Source organism: Mesorhizobium sp. M0088 (assembly GCF_040322895.1).
Classification (GTDB): Bacteria; Pseudomonadota; Alphaproteobacteria; order Rhizobiales; family Rhizobiaceae; genus Mesorhizobium.
Map to the genome: position 1 here is coordinate 110,657 of NZ_JAMYUI010000010.1, position 21,776 is coordinate 132,432.

A 21,776-nucleotide genomic window follows, 5' to 3' on the forward strand; every position below is an offset into this window, starting at 1 on the left:
GTCAGCGTCTCCCCATGGCAAGACGTTCCTGCAGCGCTGTCAGCATCACGGCCAGCACCAGGATCGCGCCGTAGGCGATCTGCAGCACGAAGGTCGAGACGTTGAACGTCGTCAGCACGCTTTGCAGCAGGAAGATGTCGATGGCGCCAATGGCTGCACCGGCGACGCCGCCACGCCCGCCGGCCAGGCTGACGCCGCCGAGCGCTACGGCGGCGATGGCGATCAGCGTGTAGGTCGGCCCGATGTTAGGGTCGGCGGAGCCGATCAGCGCGGTCAGCATCAGCCCGGCGCATCCGCCCAGGATGCCGGTCATGACATAGGCGGTGAAGCGCACGCGCGTGACATCGACGCCGGCGGTGTAGGCCGCGCGGTCGTCGCTGCCGACCGCCATCAACTGGTCGTAGTAGGGGGTGCGCCGCACCAGCCACCAAGCGATGAACATCAGTGCCAGCGGAAGCATCGAGAGCGGGCCGGACAAGGCCTTGAGCCAAGCCGGCGCCGGGCCGATCGGCGCCGGCAGGATCGTCAGCGTGACGCCGGCCAGGATCAGATAGGTGCCGAGCGTGGCGACGATCGGCTGGATGCGCACGATTGTCGCCAGAAAGCCGTTCGCAGCACCGACCAGCGCGCCGACGAGCAACGCCGCCGGAACGAGCACCAGGGGTGATGAGATGCCGGCGCCGAGGAACAGCACCTGGATCGCCAAAGCGTTGATGAAGCCCATCAATGGCCCGACCGAGATGTCGATGCCGCCACGCCCGGCGAGGATGACAGGCGTGGACGCAATGGCCGCACCGATCAAGGGCGCCGCCAATCCGACCAGCGCGCCCCAGGAACCCGGCTGGAACCGCCCGGGGCTGAGGATGAGATTGACCGCGAGCAGCACGACCAGCAGCACGACCGCGAAGCCGAAATTTCGCCCAAGGGACAGGAGGCGCGCAACAGGGTTCATGCCGCACGTCCGAACATGGCTGATATCACGCTGTCGGTGGTGAGCGCGTCGCCGGAGATCTCGGCCGTGACTTCATTCTCACGGAACACCAGCACGCGCTGGCACAGGAGAAGAATCTCCTCGATTTCACTGGATAGGATGACGAGCCCCATGCCGTCGGCCGCCAGCCCGCGAAACACGTCGTAGAGCACATGCCGCGTCGCCACGTCGACGCCACGCGTCGGATCGTTGAGGAGCAGGATCGCGGGCTCCAGCGCCAAGGCACGCGCCAACAGCACCTTCTGCTGGTTGCCGCCCGACAAAGTGGTGATCGGCGCATCGGGCCGGGGTGCGGCGATCGAGAGTTTTTCGCGATAGAGGTCGTAACGCGCCTTGCGTGCCGACAGGCTGATCAGGCCGAGCCGCGTGTCGCGCGACAAGGTCGAGACGGCGAAATTGTCGAGCACCGACTGTGTGGGGAAAATGCCGTTGGCGCGTCGGTCGCGCGGCAAATAGGCGATGCCGCTGGCGACAGCCTTGCGAAACCCGGTAATCTTGCGCGACGCACCCGATGCACCGAGTTCGATCGAGCCGCCATGCGGCGGTTCCAGACCGGCAAGCATCTTGAGGAACAGCTCCTGGCCATGACCATCGAGGCCGGCAAGTCCGACGATCTCACCTGGAGCGATTGCCTGCGTGATCGGGCTGGCTCCAGGCGCGATGACGAGTTCGCGAACGGCAAGACCACCAAAATCGAGAGCACTGCGATCAGCCATGCGCCAATTCCACGGCGGTACGTGGCGCCATCGCCTTGAGAAGTTCCGCCGGCGTGGAAGCGCCGCGCTCTTCGGTGCGCACCACGCTGCCGCCCCGCAGGATCGAGATGCGATCCGAAAGCGACATCACCTCGTCCATGCGATGGGTGATGAACAGGATCAGGCAGCCTTCGCCGGCAAGCGCACGCATCAACGAAAACACCGATTCGCGGTCGGCAAAGTCAAGCGCGGCGGTGACCTCGTCGAGGATCAGGATCTTGGGGTTGCGCACGATCGCGCGAGCAAGGACGACCAGTTGCTGCGCGGCAAGCGGCAGCAGGCCGGCTGGCTTGTCGAGGGGGACGTCGGTGACCGCGAAGCGCTTCAGCGCAGCTTCCGCCCGGTCACGGCGCTCATGACGGGGAACGGCACGCCGGACCAGTCCGTCGAGGCCGAGCAGGATGTTGTCGGTTACGCTGCGGTCCGGCGCGATCAGCACCTCCTGGAATACCGTGGCGAAGCCTTGCGCCTGGAAGGCCGATGGATTGGCGCCAGAGAATGGCTTGCCGTGCAGCAGGATCACGCCGCTGTCCGGCTGGACGATGCCGGACAGCAGCTTGACCATCGTGCTCTTGCCCGAACCGTTCTCGCCCAGAATGGTGTGGATGGTCCCCGCCCGGAACGCGATCGATGCGTCCGCGAGCGCGATCGTCTCGCCATAGCGCTTGGATATGGTTTTGATTTCAAGCATGTCACAATTCGATGCTGGCAGGCCGGCTCCGCGAAAGGGCCGGCCTGCTGAGAGACTGGTTCGCGCAGCGTTATTTTGCGCAGGCGTCGGGGACCTTCGAATAATCCCAGCCCTTGGTCGGCGCCGGGTTCGAGAAATAGGCGTCGAGCCATTCCTCGGGCATCGGATCTTTCGGCGGGATCGGGAAGATCGACACGGCATCGGTCGTCATGCAGTCCTTATACCAGGCACCGAGATCGGCGTTGTGGACAGGCGGGATCGGGATCAGCAGCGTGTTCAGCTTCGGCTTCTGTCCGTCGAGCATGCGCTCACCGACGCGGAACAGCGTTTGCGCGGTCCAGTGCGGCAGCACCGCATGGCCTTCGAAGCGGTACTTGTCGGGGTTAGCCTTCCAGTAGCCCAAAGCATCGCCGGTGATCGAGCCGGTGATCAATGGCGCCGGCCGGCCGGCTTCCGCGAAGGCTTCGGCAACGACACGGCTCTCGCTGCCTGTCGTCCACACCGCATCGATCGGCGCCGGGTTGGTGGCGATCGCCTGCAGCACCACTGTCTTGGTGACGTTGGCCGTCCAGTTGCCGTTGACGTTGCGCGAGATCTTCAGCTTCGGATTTTCGGCCAGCGCCTTGTCCGCGCCCTGGCGCTCCTGCACGACGATCGGGTGTCCCGCGATGCCTTCGACCAGAAGGATGCTGGCGCCGTCCGGCTGCGCCTTGCCGATCGCCGCCATCATGTCATAGCCCCAGCGCGCATAGTTGGAATCGACATTGATCGCGTTCGGGCTGGTCACCGAGCCGGCCGCCGTGATGAACGGAATGCCGGCCTTGGCGGCAGCGTCGATGGCGTCGTCAAGCGCCGTCGCCGAACCCGGGATCGAGGTGATGATCGAGCACTTCTTGTCGATGAAGGCGCGGATTTGGTTGATCTGCTGGCTGGCATCGTTGTTGGAATCAGACACTTCGAAGCTGGACACCATTCCGTCGGCAATCAGCCCGTCGACAAGACGCTTCAACTCCTTGGTCACCGTGACCCGCCACGGATTGCCCTGGTATGATTCCGAGTGGCACCATTTCCACGGCTTGGGCGGCGCGGTGAAATTGTCCCAGGCCGAGGGCAGCACCTTCTGGGGCGCGCCGTCATACTGCGCCTTGAGTTCGGTCGGCAGTCCACCCATGACGCCTTGCACATCCTGTGCAAAGGCGGTCGTTGCAAGCGAGGCAAGCGCCGTTGCGGCCAGCAGGCCGCGGATCATTCCTGTCATTCTTGTTCTCCTCCGTTCGGTTTGGTTCAGGCTCCTCCACCGGCAGCGCCGGACACCTGCGCCGGGAAACTCTCCCGAAACAGGCGATTGAGATCGGCAACGACCTGTCGGGCTTGATGCCGGGAGGTCATGCCGGAAAGGATGCGTTCGGAAGCCGCCTGCTGGAACGCCATGTAGCCGTCATGGCGCGGCCGCACCCATGCGCCCTCCAGCGTCGCGCGCGTATCCCGATAGAAGTCGCCGGTCGCTTCATTGACGGCTTGATCTTCCCAGGCCGCTGCATGGCCGGGCTGGCCCCCGGCGGCGGCATAGGGGCCGCGCTGGACATCGTCGCTCGCGACCCAATAGGCGAAGTCGATCGCGGCATCCCTGGCTTTGGAAAAGGCTGAAACCGCTATGCCGGTGCCGCCAAGCGCCGAACCGACAGGGCCGCCGGAACCGATGACCGGAACATCGGCAAAGGCCAGCCGGTTCGCCCGAAAGCCATCCGTCGCATAGGACACGTAGCCATAGATCAGTGGCGCGCAGACGAACCTGGAACTGGCCTCCGCCATACGTTCGGAGACGGCAATCGGGTCCATCTCGAAACACGCGGGATCGACCAGCGCTGTGATCTCGCGCATTGCCTCGAAGACTTGGCTACCGATCTCCACATCGATCAGATCGTTGGATGGATCGGTCGTGCAGGCATGCCCTAGATTGCCGGCAAGCGTGTAGAACACCATCAACACGTGAGGCGGCCGCAGCGGCAGCAGCACGCGGTCTTGACGGGCGAGATCGAGCACCTCGCTCCAGCGCGCCGGTGGCGCACTGATCGCATCCGGCCGCCATGCCTGGACCTGGGTTGCCGCATCAATCGGGAAAGCCCATTGCCGTCCTTGCCAGTTGTAGCTCGGATAGGACTGGCCGACGCTGTCCGAGGCAAGGGCCGTGCGCTCCGCCTCGCGGCCGGTGACATCCAGCGGCTCGAGGCAACGCTCCGCCGTGATCTGGCCGACATGCGGATGGTCGATGACGATGAGATCATAGGCGCGCGCGAGTTCCTCGACCGGGAAGGATTCGAAATCCTGAAGCGAGCGCTTGTCCCACTCGATCACGACGCCGGTCTTCTGCTGCCAAAGCGACGAGCAGGCGACCATCGGATCGTAGCCGCGCGGGTGGCTCCAGGTCATACCTTTGAGCTTGGGCGAACTCACAGGCCGAACTCCGCGCGGATCGCAGCACTGTGCTCGCCGATGCGTGGTGCTGCCCGGTCGACCTTGGCTCTGATGCCGTCGACCCGGAGCGGCGAACTGGTGGTGAGGATCGAGACGTCATCCTCGCGCGTCACCGTCTGCAGCATGTCGAGGGACTGGAACCCTTCGCTCGCCAGCATCTCCGGCCAGGTCAGCACTTTGGCGCACCAGATGTCGGCCGGCTCGAGGATATCAAGCCACTCATCGATGGTCTTGGTCGCGATCCGCTGCGCGATGATCGCCTTGATGTCGTCGCGCGCGGTGAACCAGGATGCCGGCTTGTCACGATAGGGTGCGAGTTCGCTGAGCGACAAGAGATCGGCCAGCTTGGGGATCGGCGTCATGGCGATGGCGAGGTAGCCGTCCTTGGCCGGATAGACACCGTAAGGCGCCGACAGATAGGCATGCGCACTGCGGAAACTGGAGCGCCTGGGCAGCCGGCGGCCGTCATTGAGATGCGTGGTCAGCACCTCGAACTGGAAATCGACAAGCGCTTCCAGCAGGCTGGTTTCGATGTGGCTGCCCTGACCGGTGATACCGCGCCGCACCAGTGCGGCCAGAATGCCCTGCGCACAGGCCGCACCGGCCAGCATGTCGCCGATGGCGAGGCCGAATGGCACCGGCCCCTGGTCCTCGTCGCCGTTCAACCACATCACGCCGGAACGCGCCTGCGCCAGGAGATCCTGGCCCGGGCGTTTGACCCACGGGCCGTCCTCGCCATAGCCGCTGATCGAGGCATAGACCAGGCGTGGATTGATCTTGCGGACCGCCTCATAGTCCAAGCCGAGCCGTTCGATGACGCCCGGCCGGAAATTCTGGATCAGCACGTCGGCCTTGGCCAGAAGGCCGCGCAGCGCCTCGAGGTCGGCCTCGTTCTTGAGGTCGATGGCAAGACTTTCCTTGGCTCGGTTGATGGCATGGAAGATGGTGGAATCGCCGCCGATCTCGGTGTCGCTGAGATAGAGCCGGCGCGACAGGTCGCCGCCATCCGGGCGCTCGATCTTGATGACGCGCGCGCCGAGATCGAGCAGCCTCAGCGAGCAATAAGGCCCGGACAGGAACTGGCTCATGTCGACGACGACGAGACCGGCGAGCGGCAATTCGGCTGCTGCCGGCATCGTTATTTCTCCGTCTTGCCGACGAAGTCGGCCGGGTTGCGGTACTTCACCGTCTGCAGATGCTCGCAATAGAGAACCAGCTCGCCTTCGCCCTTGAACACCTCGTAGCTGGCGCGGATCAACCCCATCTCCTGGTAGCGGGGCTTCTTGTCGAGATTGGAGCGGATCGAATAGATCGTGTCGCCAATGAAGACGGGTTTTATGAAGCGGAGCTTGTCGTAGCCATAGGAAAAGGCGTTGACGCAGTTGGTGGCGACCAGTCCCAGGCCAGCCGAGAAGACGAAGGCGCCGGCGATCAGCCGCTTGCCGAAAATGCCTTCGCTCTCGGCAAACATCTGGTCCTGCACATAGGGGTGGATGTCGAGCACCAACGTGTTGAACAAATGGCTGTCGCCTTCGGCCATGGTCCGTCGCAACGAGCGGATCTTCTGCCCGACCGGCCAATCCTCATAGAACCAGTTTTCGGCGTTCCATACCGGCAGCGCGGCATGATCCGCCGGCATGTTCTTGGGATGCGTCGAGGCGACACCGACGGTGGATGCGAAATCGTTCATGACCGAATCCGCCAGTCCTGCCGAAGGGACCGCGCAACCATTTGAACACGCATCAAGGGGCCTGAATGCAAGACGTCTCCTCCCGTCAATCTTCTTTTGTAAATAGTATTTTCACATATGGGGTTGCGTTGCAAGCGTGAACAGGCGAAATTTTGGCTGCTCCCGCGCGCCGAAGCGCAGGCGGGCAGGGAGGAAAATCATGCACAAGGATTGTCTGGTCTTTGTCGGCAGCCTGAACCGGGAGGCGCCGTATTTTCAGGGCGCTCGGGGCGTCGGCCTCAGCGTCTACAGCTTTGACGAGACGACGCTGGAAACCCGAAAGCTGGCTGAAGCCGATGACGTCGACAATCCAACCTTCCTCTCGGTGACGCCGGACGGTTCACACGTCTACGCCAATTCGGAAGTCTTCACCTGGCGCGAAGGAACTGTCTCCGCCTACAGCTTCGATCGTGCCTCGGGCGCGCTCACCTATCTGAACAAGCAGCCGTCGCTGGGCAGCATCACCGCCCATAACTCCATCACCCGCGACGGGACAAAACTGCTGGTCGCCAATTACGGCATGGGCGAGGGCGGTCCGGATCGCGCGGTGGCGGTCTATGGCTTAGAGGAGAGTGGTGCCTTGTCGGCCCCGCTGGCCAGCGTCTCGCATTCCGGCAGCGGCCCGAATGCGGCACGGCAGGAGCGCTCGCACGCCCACAGCGTCACCGAAACCATCGGCGGGGGAACAGCCATCGTCGCCGACCTCGGCATCGACCGGCTGGTGTCCTACCGGATCGGGCACGACGGCAATCTGGCCAAGCTAACCGAATCCGCTTTGCCATCCGGCGCCGGTCCACGCCACCTCGCACTGCATCCGAACGGACGCTTCGTCTTCGTTATGAACGAGCTGGATTCGACCATCGTGGCGATGGCGCTGGACGAAGCCTCGGGCAAGCTCACGCTCATCGACGCGAAGCCCGCGGTGCCAGCCGAGGCGCGCGACAGCAACCATTGCGCCGACATACAGATTTCCCCGGATGGCCGTTTTGTCTACGGCTCCAACCGTGGCCACGACAGCGTCGTCATCATGGCGGTCGACCAGCAGACAGGATCGCTGAGCCTCGTCGGCTACGTCCCTTGCGGCGGTGCGACGCCACGCAACCTGGCGCTGACGCCGTCAGGCGGCCATCTGTTTTCCGCCAACCAGAACGCCGACCGCATCTCGATCTTCGCGCGCGACGCCGAGACCGGCATACTCAGCGACACCGGGCGCGCCATCGAGATCGGCACGCCGATGTGCGTCAAGATCGTGCGCTGAACACCCACAACCGCGAAGCCTTGGACAAAGTCGCCCTGGGCTCAAGCCTGTTGTATTGCCGAGAGCTTCCAGTTCGAGCCATTCTCACGCACGAATGTCCACAGCTCGGTCGTCTCTGTCGGATGATCATCGTCGCCCGCGACGACCTTGCCGCTGGCCCGTTCGCGCGTGACGTCACGAGACTCGTAGCGCAATGCGGCCGTGGCGTAGTCGCGGTCATCCTCACGCCAGCTTTCAGCGACGTCGGCCTGCAGCAACGTGATGTCCGTTACCTCGTTCCTGAGACCTTTCTGGGCATTGTCGGCCAGCTCTTCCGACAGATAGGATACCATTTCGGGGGTAACAGCCCGGCGCAGAGCGGCATGGTCTTCGCGCCCGAATGCTTCCTGGACATCGGTCAACAGCTGCTGGAATGCGTCGAGGTCGGTCTGAGCCAGCGTGATCTCATCAGAACCGATGGCCGGAGAGCTTCCGCCCGAACCACCGCCAAAGCCGGGAATTGTGAAGGAGCCTGCAGTCTGCTGCCCTGCCGTTGCGCGGTTCTCAAATCTCGAAGCCTGGGCATTGCCGGCACCGGCGAGCGCTGGCGCAGGACCACGCGCCGATTGCGAGCGGAAGAAGCGGATAGCCAGCATGATCGCGCCACCGATGAGCAGGGCCTGAAGCAGGAAACCGAACATGCCGGCCAGGCCGCCGAAGCCTTGGCCGACGAGCAGGCCGATCAGGCCGCCGAGCAGCAGGCCCCGCATCATCGTTCCACCGAAACCGCTCATGAAGCCGGGCCTCTGCGGGCCTGCCTGCGGCTGCCGGGCCGCGTTGTTCACACCGGTGTTGGGCGTCATCGAACGCTCGACTGGAGCGGTCGGGGCCGGTGCGGTCCTGGTCGGCGGTGCCGATTGGAACGTGCGCATGCCACGACTGCCGAAACTGCCGCCGCGGCGCGCCTCGGCATGGTCTATCGCGACCATCGAAAACGCCAGGAACAGTCCTGCAAAGAGGGCTGCAAATCGGCTTGTACGGGAAGTCATCGGAGATGAACCTTTGTCTCTGCGGTTTCGGAAATTTTCAGCCGTCGCCGGGTGCCGGCGTTATACGGTCAATCGAACAACTCTTCGAAAAATGATTTCTTCCGCTTTGGATAGCGGTGGCCGTGGGAGCGGGAATAATCGTCGTCGCGGCCCTGGCCGTGTTGCGGCTGCGAGAATGCTGCCGGCTGTGGCTGCGGCGCCGGCGCCGCTTCCCTGCCGGAACGCTCGATGATCTTGTCGAGTTCTCCCCGATCAAGCCAGACGCCGCGGCACTGCGGACAATAGTCGATTTCGATACCCTGGCGTTCGCTCATCACGAGCGCAACGCGGCAGGAGGGGCAAGTCATGCCAAGGAGAGAAGTAGATGTCATACGGCGCTCCAAACCAAAAAAGAAGGAACCCGCTCGACCGAAAAGGATGAAAACGGGCCCGTTACAGCGGTCCGACATCACAGTCGCCAAAAGCGACAGTCAGAGGGGCCCGGCCCGCAGGGGACAATTAGGAATGCAGCGCCGCGCCTTCAAGGGGCGATATTGCCCGCAAGAGTGATTTGTTCGCCATCTCGCTCAGACCGTGACCACGATTTCAAATCGTCACCACGATTTCAGATCGTCACCACGATCTTGCCGAACTGCTCGTTCGACTCCAGGTGGCGATGTGCCTCGACGATTTGGTCGAACGCGAAGGTCCTATCGATGATCGGCTTTAGAGTCCCGGTCTCGAGTCCTGCGAGGATGAAAGCCTTGGCGGCCTCCAGTTTCGCCGGGTTGCCGGTGATCTCGTGGACGAGGTAGCCGCGCAGCGTCAGTGTCTTGGCCAGCACGGCGAATAGCGGAAACGGTGTCGGCGCGTGGCTCAGTCCGCCATATTCGATGAGGATGCCGCTATGCGACATGGCCGCCGTCAGCGGCTCGAAGATCGGGCCGCCGACCGCATCGAACACGACGCGCACGCCTCGCGGCCCGGCGATCTGGTTCAACCGCGCCGCCAGATCTTCCTCCGTCGAGGCCACGACTTCGGCCGCACCGGCCTCGAGCAGCGCCCGCATCTTCGCCGATGTTCGCGTCACCGCAATCGTCGTCGCGCCCACACTGTTGGCGATCTGGACCGCGGCAAGCCCGACACTGCTCGACGCCGCGGTGATCACCACGTGGTCTCCGCTGTGCAGCCCGGCGATATCGATCAGCGCGCCATAGGCGGTGAGGTACTGCATCCAGACCGCCGCTGCCGTTTGCCAGTCGAGCGACGGCGGGTGCTTGACGATAAGTTCCGCGGGATAAGTGGCAAGCTCGCCATAGGCCGGCCAGCGGATCATCGATTGCGGCGGGATGACACTGACGCCGTCGCCCGGCGCGAATTCCTTCACGCCCTCACCTATAGCCTCGATGACACCCGCCGCTTCGAGACCAAGCCCCGAGGGCAGCTTCGGCGTCTCGATATAGGAACCCGCGCGCAGCAGCGCGTCGGCGCGGTTGAGGCCGAGCGCCTTGACGCGGATTTGAACTTCGCCCGGGCCCGGTGGGGGAAGCTCGGCATCCTCGATGCGCAGAACCTCAGGGCCGCCATGCTGGTGAAAGCGAACCACACGTGTCATTCGGGATACTCCAAATCAACTGGACCGAATGAGCTATGCAGCTAGGCTGCCCAGGGATAAATGGCTGCACGAGAAGAACAGTAGAAACCAGGAGTTCCGAATATGGATCGGCTCGAAAGCATGGCTGTGTTCGTCAAGGCCGTCGATCTCGGCTCGTTCGCGGCAGCAGCGGTCGCCCTGGACGTCTCGGGACCGATGGTTGGCAAGCATGTCCGGTCTCTCGAAGAACGGCTTGGCGTTCGCCTGCTCAACCGGACCACACGCCGGCAGAACCTGACCGATTTCGGCCGCGCTTACTATGAACGCTGTCGGGTGGTGCTGGCCGAGGCCGACGCCGCAGATGCGCTCGCCGCCGACCAGTTTTCGGAGCCACGCGGAAAACTGCGCGTCACCATGCCGGCGCATTTCGGTCGCCACTGCGTGACGCCCGTGCTGCTGAAACTCGCCCGGCAATATCCGATGCTGGAACTCGATCTATCTCTCAGCGATCGCTTCGCCGATCTTGCCGAGGATGGCTACGATCTCGCCATTCGGACCGGTGCTCTGGGCGACAAGGCGGGGGTGATCGCACGCCGCGTCGCGCGCCAGGACATGGTCGTCTGCGCCGCACCTTCCTATCTCAGAATTCATGGCGAACCGCGACAGATCGAGGATCTCGCCGATCATCAGGCAATTGTCTATCGCCGGCTTGGTCAGGTCGTTCAGCCGTGGCTGTTTGCGCAAGGGGGGCAACCCGCGCTCGAGATCACACCAACCGGCCGTCTGCGGCTCGACGATCTCGATGCCATCGCTGACGCGGCTGCCGACGGCATGGGCCTTGCCTGGTTGCCCTGGTGGCTGGTGCGCGAGCGCATTGAAGCCGGCGTTCTGCTGGCGCTGTTGCCGGATCAGCCGCGATATCTCTACGACTGCTACGCCCTTTGGCTGCAGACACCGCATCTGCCGCTGAAGGTGCGGCTGGCCGTCGATGCGCTGGCGGCTGCCTTGCCGAAGTCGATGGCCTAACCGCAACGTCGCAATCGCTCTCAGTTGAGATCGCGCGGATACTCCTTGACCTCGCTGCGGTCGACGATCAGCTCATCGCCATCATGGGCGGTGATGTGGGTCTCGATCCGCCAGACCTTTCGCAGCGCCCTTACCGTCGCCTTCACTGAAAGCCGCACCTGCCAGTCGCCGCGACCATAGGACTTGTCCCAGGTGCAGGTGCCGACCGCCGAGTTCGGATTGTCGGGGTGGATGATGAACCGGTCGACATGCCTCGCCGAGAGCACCATTCCCGTATGTGGATGCCGCACCGTGCCGCCATCATTGGCGACCTGATAGACGGTCTCGCCGGTGACCTGGTCCGTCGACACCGAACGCTGGAAGCCGTCGCCCTTGGCCAGCACCTCTTGCTCCATCGGCGCGGCGCTTTCCGGAGTCAGGAAAACCCCCAGTGTGTCGTCCAGCTTCTGCTGCGCGCGCACCGGCAGGATCAGCCGGCTGTCGCCGCAATGGATCGACAACGTCGCCTGCTCGGCCGTCGGGAAGACGATCGGCCAATGCGATGTCGCCAGCGCCAGCCGGATACGCTCGCCGACCTCGAAACGCTGCCCGCAGCAGCGCAGCTTGACGCGGACGGTCTCCGCCTGGCCCGGCACCATGGGTGCGATGTCCAGATCATCGTTGCGATGGCTCAGATTGAGAATACCGTAGCTGATACGCGAGGCGGCACCTTCAGGAAATACCTGCGACAGCGTGGCGGACAGAAGGGCGACGGGCTTGTCGGAGGAGAGTTTAACTTCGAATTCGGGGAAGCCAAGGATCTCGATCGCCTCGGTCAACGGCACCGTCTCGAAGATCAGGGCATTGCCTTCCTCCGTCCGCTGGTCGACCGGCAAGGTCGGCATGACGCCATAACCGCACCAGGCGCCGGACGACAGGCCGGCCGTCTGCGGCGATGAAATCTCCAGAACCGCGTTTTCGCCCTTGGCTTCGCTCAGCACATGCGGCGCAAGGTGCAGCACCTTTTCGCCGACGCCGGGTCCCGGCCACGCCGGTTCCGCCACCCAGCGGCCGGGCCGCTCGTCATAGATCGCCGCCGGCCGTGCGGGATCCTGGATCCAGGCGCGCAGCATCGGCTCGTCGGCAATGCCGGTGTCGATGCCCTTGAGATATTGATCCCACCAGCGCAGGCACTCCTGCAGGAAGCCGATACGCGGGCCGGGCATGGCGAAGTGCGGATATTTGTGGCCCCAGGGTCCGATCAGGCCCTTGCGAGGACCGCTCAGCTTTTCCAGCATCCGGAAGATCGGATTGGGATAGCCGTCGGCCCAGCCGCCGACGGCATAGACCGGGATCCCGACATCGGCATAATCCTCGCAGATTGAACCGTGCTTGTAGAAATCGTCGCGGCGCTGGTGTTCGAACCAGTCCTGCATCCAGATGCCGTTGCCGTTCAGCCGTTGCTCCCAAAGCTCGCGCCAGCGGTCGCCGACAACAAGCGGATCCGGTGGCGTCATGGCGATGGCCCAAGCGGTGGTTCCCCACATCAGATTGTCGCACATCATCGCGCCGCCGAGATAATGCACGTCATCATTATAGCGGTCGTCGGTCGAGCACAGCGAGACGACGGCTTTCAGCGCCGGCGGGCGGCGGGCGGCGACCTGCAGCCCGTTGAAGCCGCCCCAGCTGATGCCGATCATGCCGACACTACCCGAGCACCAGGATTGCCGGGCCAGCCATTCGATGACCGCCAGGCAGTCATCCTGCTCCTGCTTCAGATACTCACCCTTGCACAGCCCCTCGCTGTCGCCCGAGCCGCGCATATCGACCCGCACGCCGGCATAGCCGTGACCGGCGAAATAGGGATGCGTCAGCGCATCGCGCTCCACCGTTCCGTCACGCTTGCGATATGGCAGATATTCGAGGATCGCCGGCACCGGATCGGCCTCCGCGTCTTCCGGCAACCAGATGCGTGCGGCCAGCTTGACGCCGTCCGGCATCGGAATCCACAAATTCTCGATCTCGCGGACTTTGCGCGGGAAATCGGTGACGACGCGGATATCTTGCATGGCGGCTCCTCTCAACGCCCCGGCCGACACTTGCGCCGGTGGCGATCCTTATGTGTTCAGCGGGAAATGGCAGGTCAGACGGCTGTCGCCAACTGCGACCGGGACGGGGACATCCACCGCGCAGCGGCCCTGGGCCTGCGGACAGCGTGTGTGAAATTCGCAGCCTGAAGGGCGCGCCAACAAGGACGGAACGTCAGCCGGCAGCGTGATGCGCTGATGCACCCTGTCGGGATCGGGCTCTGGATTGGCCGAGAGAAGGGCCGCCGTATAGGGATGATGCGGCGCGCGGAAGATCGCTTCGGTTTCGCCCTGTTCGATGAAGCGTCCGAGATACATCACCGCCATGCGGTCGGCGATCTGGCGCACGACATGCAGATTGTGGGTGATGATCAGCATCGACAGGCCCATGCGGTCGCGCAGATCGTTGAGCAGGTTCAGCACCTCTCCCTGTACGGAGACGTCGAGGCCGGCGGTCGGTTCGTCGGCGACGACCAGCACCGGGTCCAGCGCATTCGCCCGCGCCACACCGACGCGGCGCGCCTGGCCGCCGGAAAGCTGGTGCGGGTAGCGGTCGGCGAAATCGCGCGGCAGTCCGACCAGCGCAAGAAGCCGTGTGACTTCGGCGTTGAGATCGCGATCCGACAGTCCGTGGATGACGAAAGGCTCCGAGAGCAGCGACCGCACGCTGAGCCGCGGCGACAACGATCCGACCGGATCCTGGAACATCATCGGCATGCGCCGCCGCACCGGTTTCATGGCGGTGTTGGACAGGCCTTGCAGTTCCTGTCCTTCAAACAGGATCGTGCCCGCTTTCACCGGCTGAAGACCGTTGAGCGTGCGCGCCAGCGTCGTCTTGCCCGAGCCGGATTCGCCGACCAGCGCGAAGGTGCTGCCTCGTTGGAGCGTGAAGCTGACACCGGACACCGCTTCGATCTCGGTGGCCCGCCCCGCGAGCCTGGCGGACAGGCCGCCAACCCGGAACGAGACTCGCAAATCGCTGACGCGGAGCAGGTCGTCGGAGCTCATGCGTTCATCGCTCCCAAGGGAATGTCCGCATGCCAGCAGTGGGCGATGTGAGACCCACCGAGGATTGCGCTGGGAGGCGTCGTCAGGCATTGGGCGTCGGCGCGATCGCAGCGCGGCTGGAAGACGCAGCCGCTTGGTCGGCGGCGCAGATCCGGCAAGGTCCCGGCGATGGTCGGCAGGCGGGCAACCCGCTGCGACAGCCGGGCCGGATCGCAGGCCAGCAGCTTCTGCGTGTAGGGATGTCGGGCGTCGTGGAATATCTCGCGGGTCGTGCCGCTCTCCACCACCTCACCGGCATACATCACGATCATCTCGTCGCAGAGTTCGGCAATCACGCCCAGATGATGCGAGATGAACAGCACCGAGCAGCCGATGTCGCGCTGCAGATCCTTGAGCAGTTCGATAGTGGCCACCTCCAGCGTCGCATCGAGCGCAGTCGTCGGCTCGTCGGCGATCAGCAGCGCCGGTTCCATCATCAGCGCCATGGCGATGGCGATGCGCTGCTTCATGCCGCCGGAGAACTCGTGCGGAAACTGCGTCAGCCGGCTTTCCGGATCGGGAATGCGAACCTTGCGCAGCATTGCGGCCGAGCGCGCATCCTTGTCCCGCTTCGACAGGTTCGAGCGATACTGGATGTCGCGCATCTGGCGCCCCACCGAAAGCACCGGGTTGAGCGCACCCATCGGGTCCTGGAACACGGTGGCGATCCTGAGGCCGCGCAAGCCGCGCATCGCGGTGGGGTCGAGCCGGGCAAGGTCCTTGTCGCCCTCGAAGATGATCTCGCCCGATGTGATTTCACCATTGTCGGCGAGCAGGCCGAGAATGGCGTTGATGAGCGTCGATTTCCCGCAGCCGGATTCGCCGACCACGCCGACGCTGCGGTTGGCCGGCACGGAAAAGCTCACCTGCTTCAGCGCCTCCAGTGGCCCACTCTCGGTGTGGAAGGCGACGCTCAGATTCTTGACCTCGAGAACCGTCATGAGCGCCCCTTCAGCCGGGGATCGAAGAGGTCGCGCAGCGTCTCGCCGAAGAAGGTGAAACCGAGTGTCGTCAGCACGATCGGCAGGCCGCCGGCAATCACGATCCAGTAGGAATCGCGAATGTTGGCGAAGCCGTCATTGAGGATCGCGCCCCAGCTCGGCGTCGGCGGCCGCACGCCGAGCCCGAGGAAGCTCATGCCGGCCTCGATCGCCACCACCACGGGAATGTCCATCGATATCAAGATCAGGATCGGGCCGATGATGTTGGGCAGGATGTGGACGCGCAGGATGCGGCCCGCACTGGCGCCCATCGAGCGCGCCGCCATGACATGTTCGGCTGATTTGAGCACCAGCGTCTGGGTTCTGATGATGCGGGCATAACCCGGCACATTGACCAGCATCACCACCAGCACCACCGCGTAGAGCGAGGGGCCGAACAGGGTGACCAGCGTCAGCGCCAGCATAACGGTGGGAAAGCTCTTCACCGCGTCGAAGATCAGCAGCAGCACATTGTCGAGCCAGCGCGGCCCATAGCCTGCGATCAGCCCCAGCACGACGCCGACAACCAGCGACACCGCTGTCGCGCCCAGCGCGATCAAAAGCGCGACGCGCCCGCCATAGAGCACCCGGGTGAGAAGATCGCGGCCGAGATGGTCGGTGCCGAGCAGATGCAGGAGGCTAGGCGAAGCGAAACGTTCGGCCGGCGATATCTTGCTCGGCGCATAGCTGGTCAGGCCGCTGGCGAACACCGCCGACAGCACCACCACCGTCACCAGCGTCAGGCCGATGGCGCCCAGCGGTTCGCGCATGATGCGGCGCACGGTGCGCCATATCATGCCGAGACGGAAGCTGCGGGATGGCAGCTCAGTTGAAACTTGATCTGACACGGGGATCCAATAGGCCGACCAGGAAGTCGGCCGCTACGTTGACGAGGACGAAGAAGACCGTGGTAACCAGCACGGCTCCGGAGACGATTGGATAGTTGCGCACCGAGATCGCCTCATAGACCAGCTTGCCGATGCCGGGACGGGCGAAGACGATTTCGGCGAAGACGGAAGACGACAGCATGTGGCCGATGCCGACGCCGAGCAAGGTGATGGTCGGCAGCACGGCGATGCGCAGCGCATAGGTGTAGACGATCCGGTGCTCGGTCAGGCCGAAGGCGCGCGCCGTGCGGATATGGCTGGCCTCCAGCGTCTCCAGCATCGAGGCCCGCACCATGCGCGAGATATAGCCGATCCAGCCAAGGCCGACCGCCAGAGACGGCAGGATGAGGTGCTGAAGCCGGCTGGCGAGGTCGCCCGGTTCGCCGGCGCCGATCGCCGGAAGCCATTGCAGGGCGACCGCAAACACCAGCAGCGAATAGATGGCGACGACGAAGGATGGCACGGCGATCATCGCCACCGACAGGACCCCGATCACCTGGTCGACAAAGCCGCCGCGCCGCACCGCTGCGATGCAGCCAAGCGGGATGCCCAGCGCCACCGACCACGTGATGCCGCCGACCACCAGCGCCAGCGTGAACGGAAGCTGTTCCATCACCACGTCCAGAACTGGCCGGTTCGACAGAACCTCGGTGCCGAGATCGCCATGCAAGGCAGAGCCGTAGAAGTTCACGAATTGCCGCCAGACAGGTTGATCCAAGCCCATACGCTCGCGTAGCGCCTCCTTCATCTCCGGCGTCGCGCGTGGCCCCAGCGCGACGGAGGCCGGGTCTCCGGGAATGAGGTAGACCATGGCGAACATCATCGTCATGGCGACGCTGATGATGATGGCGCCAAGCCACAGACGCTTGAGGGCGTAGCGGATCATTTTCGGTACCTGTCGGATGGTCTTTGGCCGGGGCGAGCCCCGCCCGCCGATATCATACCGGTTTGAAGTCGGTGAACACGGGTTCGCCGTTCGGCTTCAGGCCGGCCACAAGCGTGTCTCGATTCATGATGCCGGTGACCTCATGCGTCAGGAAAACGTAATTGCCGTTCTCCTCCATCAGGTCCTGCAGCTTCTTGTAGATGACATCGCGTTTTGCAGGATCGAGTTCGACCATGCCTTCAGCGTTGAGCTTGTCGAATTCCTCGCTGGAAAAACGCTCCCAGTTCCAGACGCCGATCTGGTCGCGCGTGAACCAAGCGGTCGCCCAGCTCGGGTCCGGCTGCATGGAGAAGCGGCTGATGATCATCTGCAGCTTCTTGTAGTAGTCGCCTTCCTTGGCGCCAAGCGTCCAGAAGGTGCCGCTGTCGTTCTGCTTGATCTCCACAGTGAGACCGACATCCTGCAGGTTCGACTGCACGACCTGCGCCGCGGTCAGCCGCTCGGTCTTGTTGAGGATGTCGAGCGTGATCGTGGTGCCGGCCAGCCCCTCCTTGGCGATCATGTCGCGGGCGCGGTCCGGATCGAAATCGAAGAGGTTCTTCTCGCGGTGGCCGGGCAGGCCGGGCGCGATGATGCCGGTGGCGGTGGCGGCGGCGCCGAAATAGGCGGCGTCGACCACCGCCTTGCGATCCACGGCGTACTGCACCGCGCGGCGCATGTTCGGATTGTCGAAAGGCGCGACATCCTGGTTCATGCCAAGCCAGACAAAGGCCAGCGACGGCTTCTCCACCACGGTCGTTTTTGGCGGCGGCGTCTGCTTCAGGCGCGAGATCGAGGAGACCGCGGTCCAGGTGTAGTCGAGGTCACCCGCCTCATAGCCGAGTTCGGCGGTCTTCTCGTCCTCGATCGGATGGATGTGGATTTCCGCGAAGGCGCCTTGCTCGTACTTCCAGTCGGGATTGCGCACCAGCACCGTGCGCTGCTTGGGCAGCCATTCCTTCAGGATGTAGGGGCCCGACTGGGCCACCGGCTTGACGCCCATCTTGCCGCCGAGCTCGGTTATGGCGCGCTTCGACAGGATGGTGCCGGACGGCGTCGGCAAGGTCGACGTCCACAGCGGCGCGAAGGCCTGCTTCAGGTGGATCAGCCCCGACAGCTTGTCCTTGACCTCGACTTCCTTGAGCGTTGCCCAGTCGCCGGAATAGGGGCTTTTGTTGGCGGGGTCGGCGATGCGTTCGATCGAAAACTTGACGTCTTCCGCCGTCATCTGGCCGTAGCCGTCTGTGAAACCGATATTGTCGCGCAGCTGGAAGGCGACGGTCAGCGGGTCGAGCTGCTTGATCGTTTCCGCCGCCATCGGTCGCCAGCCCCAGCTATCGCCCGGCGTGGTGACGACGAGGCCGGCGAAGATGACGCTGGTGATGTCGCCTTCAGGCGCCGCCAGCCGGAAGCAAGGGTCGAGCGTCTGGATGTCGGCGTAGGATCGCACCTTGAGGATCGGCCCGTCGCTCGACCAGGAAACTTTTGGATTGACCATTGAGGCGAGGCCGAAAGCGCCGGCTCCGGCGAGCAGGCTGCGGCGCGAAACCCTGGTGTCGGCTAGAATGGACATGCTCTACCCCTCTGCTGTTTTCGTTGTCTTGTTTCCGGCCGTTGGCCATTCTCCAAGCCGGGCCGAATGTGTCTGTCAGCTAAAACTGCTAATAATAGACATCTATGTCTAGCGAAAATTTTGCCGGCATGTCCGAATCTTGGATACGGACGATCTTGCGCGAAATCTCGATATCCGATCCGACCCCGCCGCTGCGTCGGCATGGGCAAGCGGCTAAGCGCGAAATGTGATCGCGCACACGGTGCGGCCTGGCCCGCCATTCGGTGGGGCCTGGATCAAGAGTTGGAGCGGAGACGCGCTCTCCGCTACCTTCACTTCCAGATTTCGGCCGCCAGGCGCACGAAATTGCCGCCCAGGACGTTGCGCACGGTCTGCTCGGACTGGCCGCGGCGCAGAAGCACATCGGTCAGTTCGCGCATCTGGCCGGGAGCCGCGTAGGTCGTCGCCCCTTCCGGATATTCGCTCTTGGGCCAGAATTGCGGATTGTCGGAAATGATACGGTCGATGCCTTTGACGTCGACGGGGAAGGCGTAGTCCAGCCCGATGCCGACATGATCTGGGCCAGCCATGTCAACGAGATATTCGATGTGGTCAGCCAGCCTGTCCGAGTCCGTGCGTCCCTCTCCCAGGAAACGATTGAGCCCTACGATCGCGACTATGCCGCCGGTGCGCGTGCAGGCCTTGATCTGCTCGTCGGTGATGTTGCGGCCATGGCCGCACAGGGCCTTGGCGTTGGAGTGCGAGAAAATAACAGGGCGGTTGGAGTACTCCATCACCTCCATCGAGGTGCGATAGCCGGTGTGGGTGACGTCGACGAACATGCCGAGTCGGTTCATCTCGTCGATGACCTGGCGGCCGAACGCCGTCAGGCTGGTCTCGACATCGTGGCAACCGCCGCCGGCGAGGTTGTTCCTGTTATAGGCGAACAGGATCTGGCGCACGCCCAGATGGTGATAGAACTCCACCATCTCGATGCGGCCGTCGAGCGCGTTCATGCCCTCGATGTCGAAGGTGATCGCCAGTTTTCCTTCGAGCTTGGCCTTGCGGATTTCCGCGACGGAGGAGACCAGCGTGTAGTGCTCGGGATTGGCAAGGATCCAGTGACGGAAATTTGCGAGCGTCCGCACTGTCTGCTCCCAGGGCAACAGGTCGAAGCCGACATCGATTGACAGATAGTCGATGCCGGCGTCGCGCCAGATCTGCAGATTGTTCAGGTCCGCAGCCGGATCCGGCATGAAGCCGGAATGCGCGTCCCATATGATTTCACTGTCGAAAATGGCCTTGGCGGCAGTCGAAACGCTCACTTTTTTCCTCGCTCTCTCGGCAACACCAACAACGGAAGGCCAGATCAAGCGGCGTTCCGGACGTGTGATCCAGATGCAGTGCGCATCAAGTATCAGGCCACAGACACATGTGTCTAGACAGCTCCGAACGGGCCTGTATGGTCGCCGTCGCTGCATGTCGCTCCGACCGAACCATCGGCAAAAGGGAGAACAAAGATGAGCTCAAACGGAAGCCATGGCGGGAGCGATAGCAGGCATATCGCCGTGATCGGCGGCGGCATTATCGGCTGCAGCGCGGCTTTCCATTTGCTGCGGTCCGGCGTGCGCCAGGTGACGGTCATCGATGCCGGCCAGCCGGGTGCCGCAACCACAAGCGCTGGTGCTGGCTTCGTCTCCCATTGGTCCGCCGGCATGATCCCGCTTGGCGAAGAGGGCCTTCAGCTGCAGCAATATGGCCTCGATTTCTATCGCAGGCTGCACGAGGTCGGCGTCGAGATCGGTTATCGGCCGAACGGCACCTTGATCATGGCGCTGACCGAGGACGGGCGAGAACGCTTCGTCCGACCGGTGCTGGACTCACCCTATGCCCCACCGGAAATGCAGGATTTGAACGCCGCGCAGATTGGCCAGAAGATGCAGGGCCTCATTGATCCGGCGCGGGTCCATTCGGCCGCCTATAATCCGCATGGCATCCAGCTCGACACCACGCTGGCGATGGGGGTACTGACCGGCCAGATCAGCGAGCTCGGCGGTGTTTTTCGCAGCGGCACACGCGTAACGGCCGTCCATGATGCCGGTGACCGGGTGAGCATCGAGACCGATCAGGGCAGCCTTGAGGCTGACGGCGTGATCGTTGCCGCCGGCGCCTGGAACAACCAGGTCATATCAGGCCTCGGCTGGAAGTTGCCGCTGCTGCGCGTCGTCGCAACGCGCATCGTCACCGACGATCGTGGGCTGCCGTCGACCATTCCCACGGTCCAATGCCGCGAATTGCGGCTGTGGCTGCGCGAAACATTCGGCGCCGTCATGTGGGGAACCGGCCGGCATTACAAACCTCTCTACAAGACCGACGACAACGAGATCGAACCTGGCCAGCCGCACAATATCGAGCTGATGCGGGAGACCTCCGAGCAGGAGCTTGCCGAGTTGCAGACTGTGTTCCCGCCGCTGCGCGGTTCGACGATCGCGAGCTGGGCGCAAGGCGTGCCGTGCTACACGCCCGACAACGGCCTTGTCGTCGGCAAGGTGCCCGGCAGCGACAATGTCGTGGTCGTCGGCGGCGACAATGAGAGCGGCGTCACCCATGGACCGGGTCTTGGCCGGCTATCCTGCGAACTGGTCCTCGGGCACACCCCGTTCGTTTCCGCCGAGCGGTTCCGTGTCGATCGCTACGCCTCCGATGCCTTCAAGTCGGAGGCCGAGATCGAGGCCGCCATGCCGGCCTGGGGCGCGCGTCATGAAGCGTCGCGGTTTGGTCGCGAGGCCTGAT

General features: G+C 63.8%; 20 protein-coding genes. 3 read left to right on the forward strand and 17 right to left on the reverse strand.

Features of this window, described 5'->3' with window-relative positions; genetic code table 11:
* Position 1 precedes the first annotated feature (1 nt).
* The 7 genes from NKJ67_RS14120 to NKJ67_RS14150 all read right to left on the reverse strand — a co-directional run bounded on the left by NKJ67_RS14120 (position 2) and on the right by NKJ67_RS14150 (position 6,602).
* On the reverse strand, positions 2–952 hold the full coding sequence (locus tag NKJ67_RS14120) for an ABC transporter permease (protein WP_352581697.1): 951 nt from the start codon (positions 950–952) through the stop codon (positions 2–4).
* Positions 949–1,707, reverse strand: a complete 759-nt coding sequence (locus NKJ67_RS14125) for an ATP-binding cassette domain-containing protein (RefSeq protein ID WP_352581698.1) — start codon at positions 1,705–1,707, stop codon at positions 949–951. The genes NKJ67_RS14120 and NKJ67_RS14125 overlap by 4 nt, the downstream gene beginning before the upstream one ends.
* Positions 1,700–2,437, reverse strand: a complete 738-nt coding sequence (locus NKJ67_RS14130; RefSeq protein ID WP_352581699.1) for an ATP-binding cassette domain-containing protein — start codon at positions 2,435–2,437, stop codon at positions 1,700–1,702. Before NKJ67_RS14130 ends, NKJ67_RS14125 begins: the two co-directional genes overlap by 8 nt.
* Positions 2,438–2,507: 70 nt before the next feature.
* Positions 2,508–3,695, reverse strand: coding sequence for an ABC transporter substrate-binding protein (locus NKJ67_RS14135; protein ID WP_352581700.1), 1,188 nt, complete (start codon positions 3,693–3,695; stop codon positions 2,508–2,510).
* A gap of 26 nt (positions 3,696–3,721) precedes the next feature.
* Positions 3,722–4,891, reverse strand: a complete 1,170-nt coding sequence (locus tag NKJ67_RS14140) for an extracellular solute-binding protein (protein WP_256747222.1) — start codon at positions 4,889–4,891, stop codon at positions 3,722–3,724.
* Positions 4,888–6,048, reverse strand: coding sequence for a CaiB/BaiF CoA transferase family protein (locus tag NKJ67_RS14145; protein ID WP_127255131.1), 1,161 nt, complete (start codon positions 6,046–6,048; stop codon positions 4,888–4,890). The genes NKJ67_RS14140 and NKJ67_RS14145 overlap by 4 nt, the downstream gene beginning before the upstream one ends.
* 2 nt (positions 6,049–6,050) lie before the next feature.
* A complete protein-coding gene (locus tag NKJ67_RS14150; protein ID WP_127270127.1) occupies positions 6,051–6,602 on the reverse strand; it encodes a MaoC family dehydratase in 552 nt (183 codons plus the stop codon).
* 199 nt (positions 6,603–6,801) lie between these two features.
* Here NKJ67_RS14150 and NKJ67_RS14155 point away from each other — a divergent pair, with 199 nt between their 5' ends.
* Positions 6,802–7,899 carry a lactonase family protein gene (locus tag NKJ67_RS14155; protein WP_352581701.1) on the forward strand — a complete coding sequence of 366 codons (1,098 nt, stop codon included), beginning with the start codon at positions 6,802–6,804 and terminating at the stop codon, positions 7,897–7,899.
* A gap of 41 nt (positions 7,900–7,940) precedes the next feature.
* On the opposite strand, the gene NKJ67_RS14160 is transcribed toward NKJ67_RS14155, so the two are convergent.
* The 3 genes from NKJ67_RS14160 to NKJ67_RS14170 form a co-directional block, all read right to left on the reverse strand.
* Positions 7,941–8,927: a Tim44 domain-containing protein gene (locus NKJ67_RS14160; RefSeq protein WP_128362995.1), complete on the reverse strand. Its 987-nt coding sequence runs from the start codon at positions 8,925–8,927 to the stop codon at positions 7,941–7,943.
* A gap of 68 nt (positions 8,928–8,995) precedes the next feature.
* The gene (locus tag NKJ67_RS14165; protein ID WP_127397117.1) at positions 8,996–9,298 is read right to left on the reverse strand and encodes a TFIIB-type zinc ribbon-containing protein; all 303 of its coding nucleotides are present in this window, start codon (positions 9,296–9,298) and stop codon (positions 8,996–8,998) included.
* A 233-nt stretch (positions 9,299–9,531) separates the two neighbouring features.
* Positions 9,532–10,521: a zinc-dependent alcohol dehydrogenase family protein gene (locus NKJ67_RS14170; protein ID WP_352581702.1), complete on the reverse strand. Its 990-nt coding sequence runs from the start codon at positions 10,519–10,521 to the stop codon at positions 9,532–9,534.
* A gap of 102 nt (positions 10,522–10,623) precedes the next feature.
* Here NKJ67_RS14170 and NKJ67_RS14175 point away from each other — a divergent pair, with 102 nt between their 5' ends.
* Positions 10,624–11,526: a LysR family transcriptional regulator gene (locus tag NKJ67_RS14175; RefSeq protein ID WP_352581703.1), complete on the forward strand. Its 903-nt coding sequence runs from the start codon at positions 10,624–10,626 to the stop codon at positions 11,524–11,526.
* Between the two features lie 20 nt (positions 11,527–11,546).
* Here the strand turns inward: NKJ67_RS14175 and NKJ67_RS14180 are convergent, their stop codons facing one another.
* The 7 genes from NKJ67_RS14180 to NKJ67_RS14210 all read right to left on the reverse strand — a co-directional run bounded on the left by NKJ67_RS14180 (position 11,547) and on the right by NKJ67_RS14210 (position 20,308).
* Positions 11,547–13,574 (reverse strand): CocE/NonD family hydrolase, encoded by a 2,028-nt coding sequence (locus tag NKJ67_RS14180; RefSeq protein WP_352581704.1) that lies wholly within the window; start codon positions 13,572–13,574, stop codon positions 11,547–11,549.
* Positions 13,575–13,622: 48 nt separating this feature from the next.
* Positions 13,623–14,600 (reverse strand): ABC transporter ATP-binding protein, encoded by a 978-nt coding sequence (locus NKJ67_RS14185; RefSeq protein ID WP_352581705.1) that lies wholly within the window; start codon positions 14,598–14,600, stop codon positions 13,623–13,625.
* Positions 14,597–15,580 (reverse strand): ABC transporter ATP-binding protein, encoded by a 984-nt coding sequence (locus tag NKJ67_RS14190; protein ID WP_352581706.1) that lies wholly within the window; start codon positions 15,578–15,580, stop codon positions 14,597–14,599. The genes NKJ67_RS14185 and NKJ67_RS14190 overlap by 4 nt, the downstream gene beginning before the upstream one ends.
* A complete protein-coding gene (locus NKJ67_RS14195; RefSeq protein WP_127395805.1) occupies positions 15,577–16,416 on the reverse strand; it encodes an ABC transporter permease in 840 nt (279 codons plus the stop codon). The genes NKJ67_RS14190 and NKJ67_RS14195 overlap by 4 nt, the downstream gene beginning before the upstream one ends.
* A gap of 28 nt (positions 16,417–16,444) precedes the next feature.
* Positions 16,445–17,392 (reverse strand): ABC transporter permease, encoded by a 948-nt coding sequence (locus NKJ67_RS14200; RefSeq protein WP_352581707.1) that lies wholly within the window; start codon positions 17,390–17,392, stop codon positions 16,445–16,447.
* Positions 17,393–17,444: 52 nt separating this feature from the next.
* Complete coding sequence (locus NKJ67_RS14205) at positions 17,445–19,004, reverse strand: ABC transporter substrate-binding protein (RefSeq protein WP_352581708.1); 1,560 nt, start codon at positions 19,002–19,004, stop codon at positions 17,445–17,447.
* A 311-nt stretch (positions 19,005–19,315) separates the two neighbouring features.
* Positions 19,316–20,308, reverse strand: a complete 993-nt coding sequence (locus tag NKJ67_RS14210; protein WP_352581709.1) for a dipeptidase — start codon at positions 20,306–20,308, stop codon at positions 19,316–19,318.
* A gap of 195 nt (positions 20,309–20,503) precedes the next feature.
* On the opposite strand from NKJ67_RS14210, the gene NKJ67_RS14215 reads away from it, so the two are divergent.
* On the forward strand, positions 20,504–21,775 hold the full coding sequence (locus NKJ67_RS14215; RefSeq protein ID WP_352581710.1) for an NAD(P)/FAD-dependent oxidoreductase: 1,272 nt from the start codon (positions 20,504–20,506) through the stop codon (positions 21,773–21,775).
* Position 21,776: the final 1 nt, after the last annotated feature.

Bases quoted from the DNA above. Each gene is read 5' to 3' on its own strand.
- NKJ67_RS14120 (WP_352581697.1), bottom strand. From the start codon at position 952: ATGAACCCTGTTGCGCGCCTCCTGTCCCTTGGGCGAAATTTCGGCTTC.
- NKJ67_RS14125 (WP_352581698.1), bottom strand. From the start codon at position 1,707: ATGGCTGATCGCAGTGCTCTCGATTTTGGTGGTCTTGCCGTTCGCGAA.
- NKJ67_RS14130 (WP_352581699.1), bottom strand. From the start codon at position 2,437: ATGCTTGAAATCAAAACCATATCCAAGCGCTATGGCGAGACGATCGCG.
- NKJ67_RS14135 (WP_352581700.1), bottom strand. From the start codon at position 3,695: ATGACAGGAATGATCCGCGGCCTGCTGGCCGCAACGGCGCTTGCCTCG.
- NKJ67_RS14145 (WP_127255131.1), bottom strand. From the start codon at position 6,048: ATGCCGGCAGCAGCCGAATTGCCGCTCGCCGGTCTCGTCGTCGTCGAC.
- NKJ67_RS14150 (WP_127270127.1), bottom strand. From the start codon at position 6,602: ATGAACGATTTCGCATCCACCGTCGGTGTCGCCTCGACGCATCCCAAG.
- NKJ67_RS14155 (WP_352581701.1), top strand. From the start codon at position 6,802: ATGCACAAGGATTGTCTGGTCTTTGTCGGCAGCCTGAACCGGGAGGCG.
- NKJ67_RS14160 (WP_128362995.1), bottom strand. From the start codon at position 8,927: ATGACTTCCCGTACAAGCCGATTTGCAGCCCTCTTTGCAGGACTGTTC.
- NKJ67_RS14165 (WP_127397117.1), bottom strand. From the start codon at position 9,298: ATGACATCTACTTCTCTCCTTGGCATGACTTGCCCCTCCTGCCGCGTT.
- NKJ67_RS14170 (WP_352581702.1), bottom strand. From the start codon at position 10,521: ATGACACGTGTGGTTCGCTTTCACCAGCATGGCGGCCCTGAGGTTCTG.
- NKJ67_RS14175 (WP_352581703.1), top strand. From the start codon at position 10,624: ATGGATCGGCTCGAAAGCATGGCTGTGTTCGTCAAGGCCGTCGATCTC.
- NKJ67_RS14180 (WP_352581704.1), bottom strand. From the start codon at position 13,574: ATGCAAGATATCCGCGTCGTCACCGATTTCCCGCGCAAAGTCCGCGAG.
- NKJ67_RS14185 (WP_352581705.1), bottom strand. From the start codon at position 14,600: ATGAGCTCCGACGACCTGCTCCGCGTCAGCGATTTGCGAGTCTCGTTC.
- NKJ67_RS14190 (WP_352581706.1), bottom strand. From the start codon at position 15,580: ATGACGGTTCTCGAGGTCAAGAATCTGAGCGTCGCCTTCCACACCGAG.
- NKJ67_RS14195 (WP_127395805.1), bottom strand. From the start codon at position 16,416: ATGATATGGCGCACCGTGCGCCGCATCATGCGCGAACCGCTGGGCGCC.
- NKJ67_RS14200 (WP_352581707.1), bottom strand. From the start codon at position 17,392: ATGATCCGCTACGCCCTCAAGCGTCTGTGGCTTGGCGCCATCATCATC.
- NKJ67_RS14205 (WP_352581708.1), bottom strand. From the start codon at position 19,004: ATGTCCATTCTAGCCGACACCAGGGTTTCGCGCCGCAGCCTGCTCGCC.
- NKJ67_RS14215 (WP_352581710.1), top strand. From the start codon at position 20,504: ATGAGCTCAAACGGAAGCCATGGCGGGAGCGATAGCAGGCATATCGCC.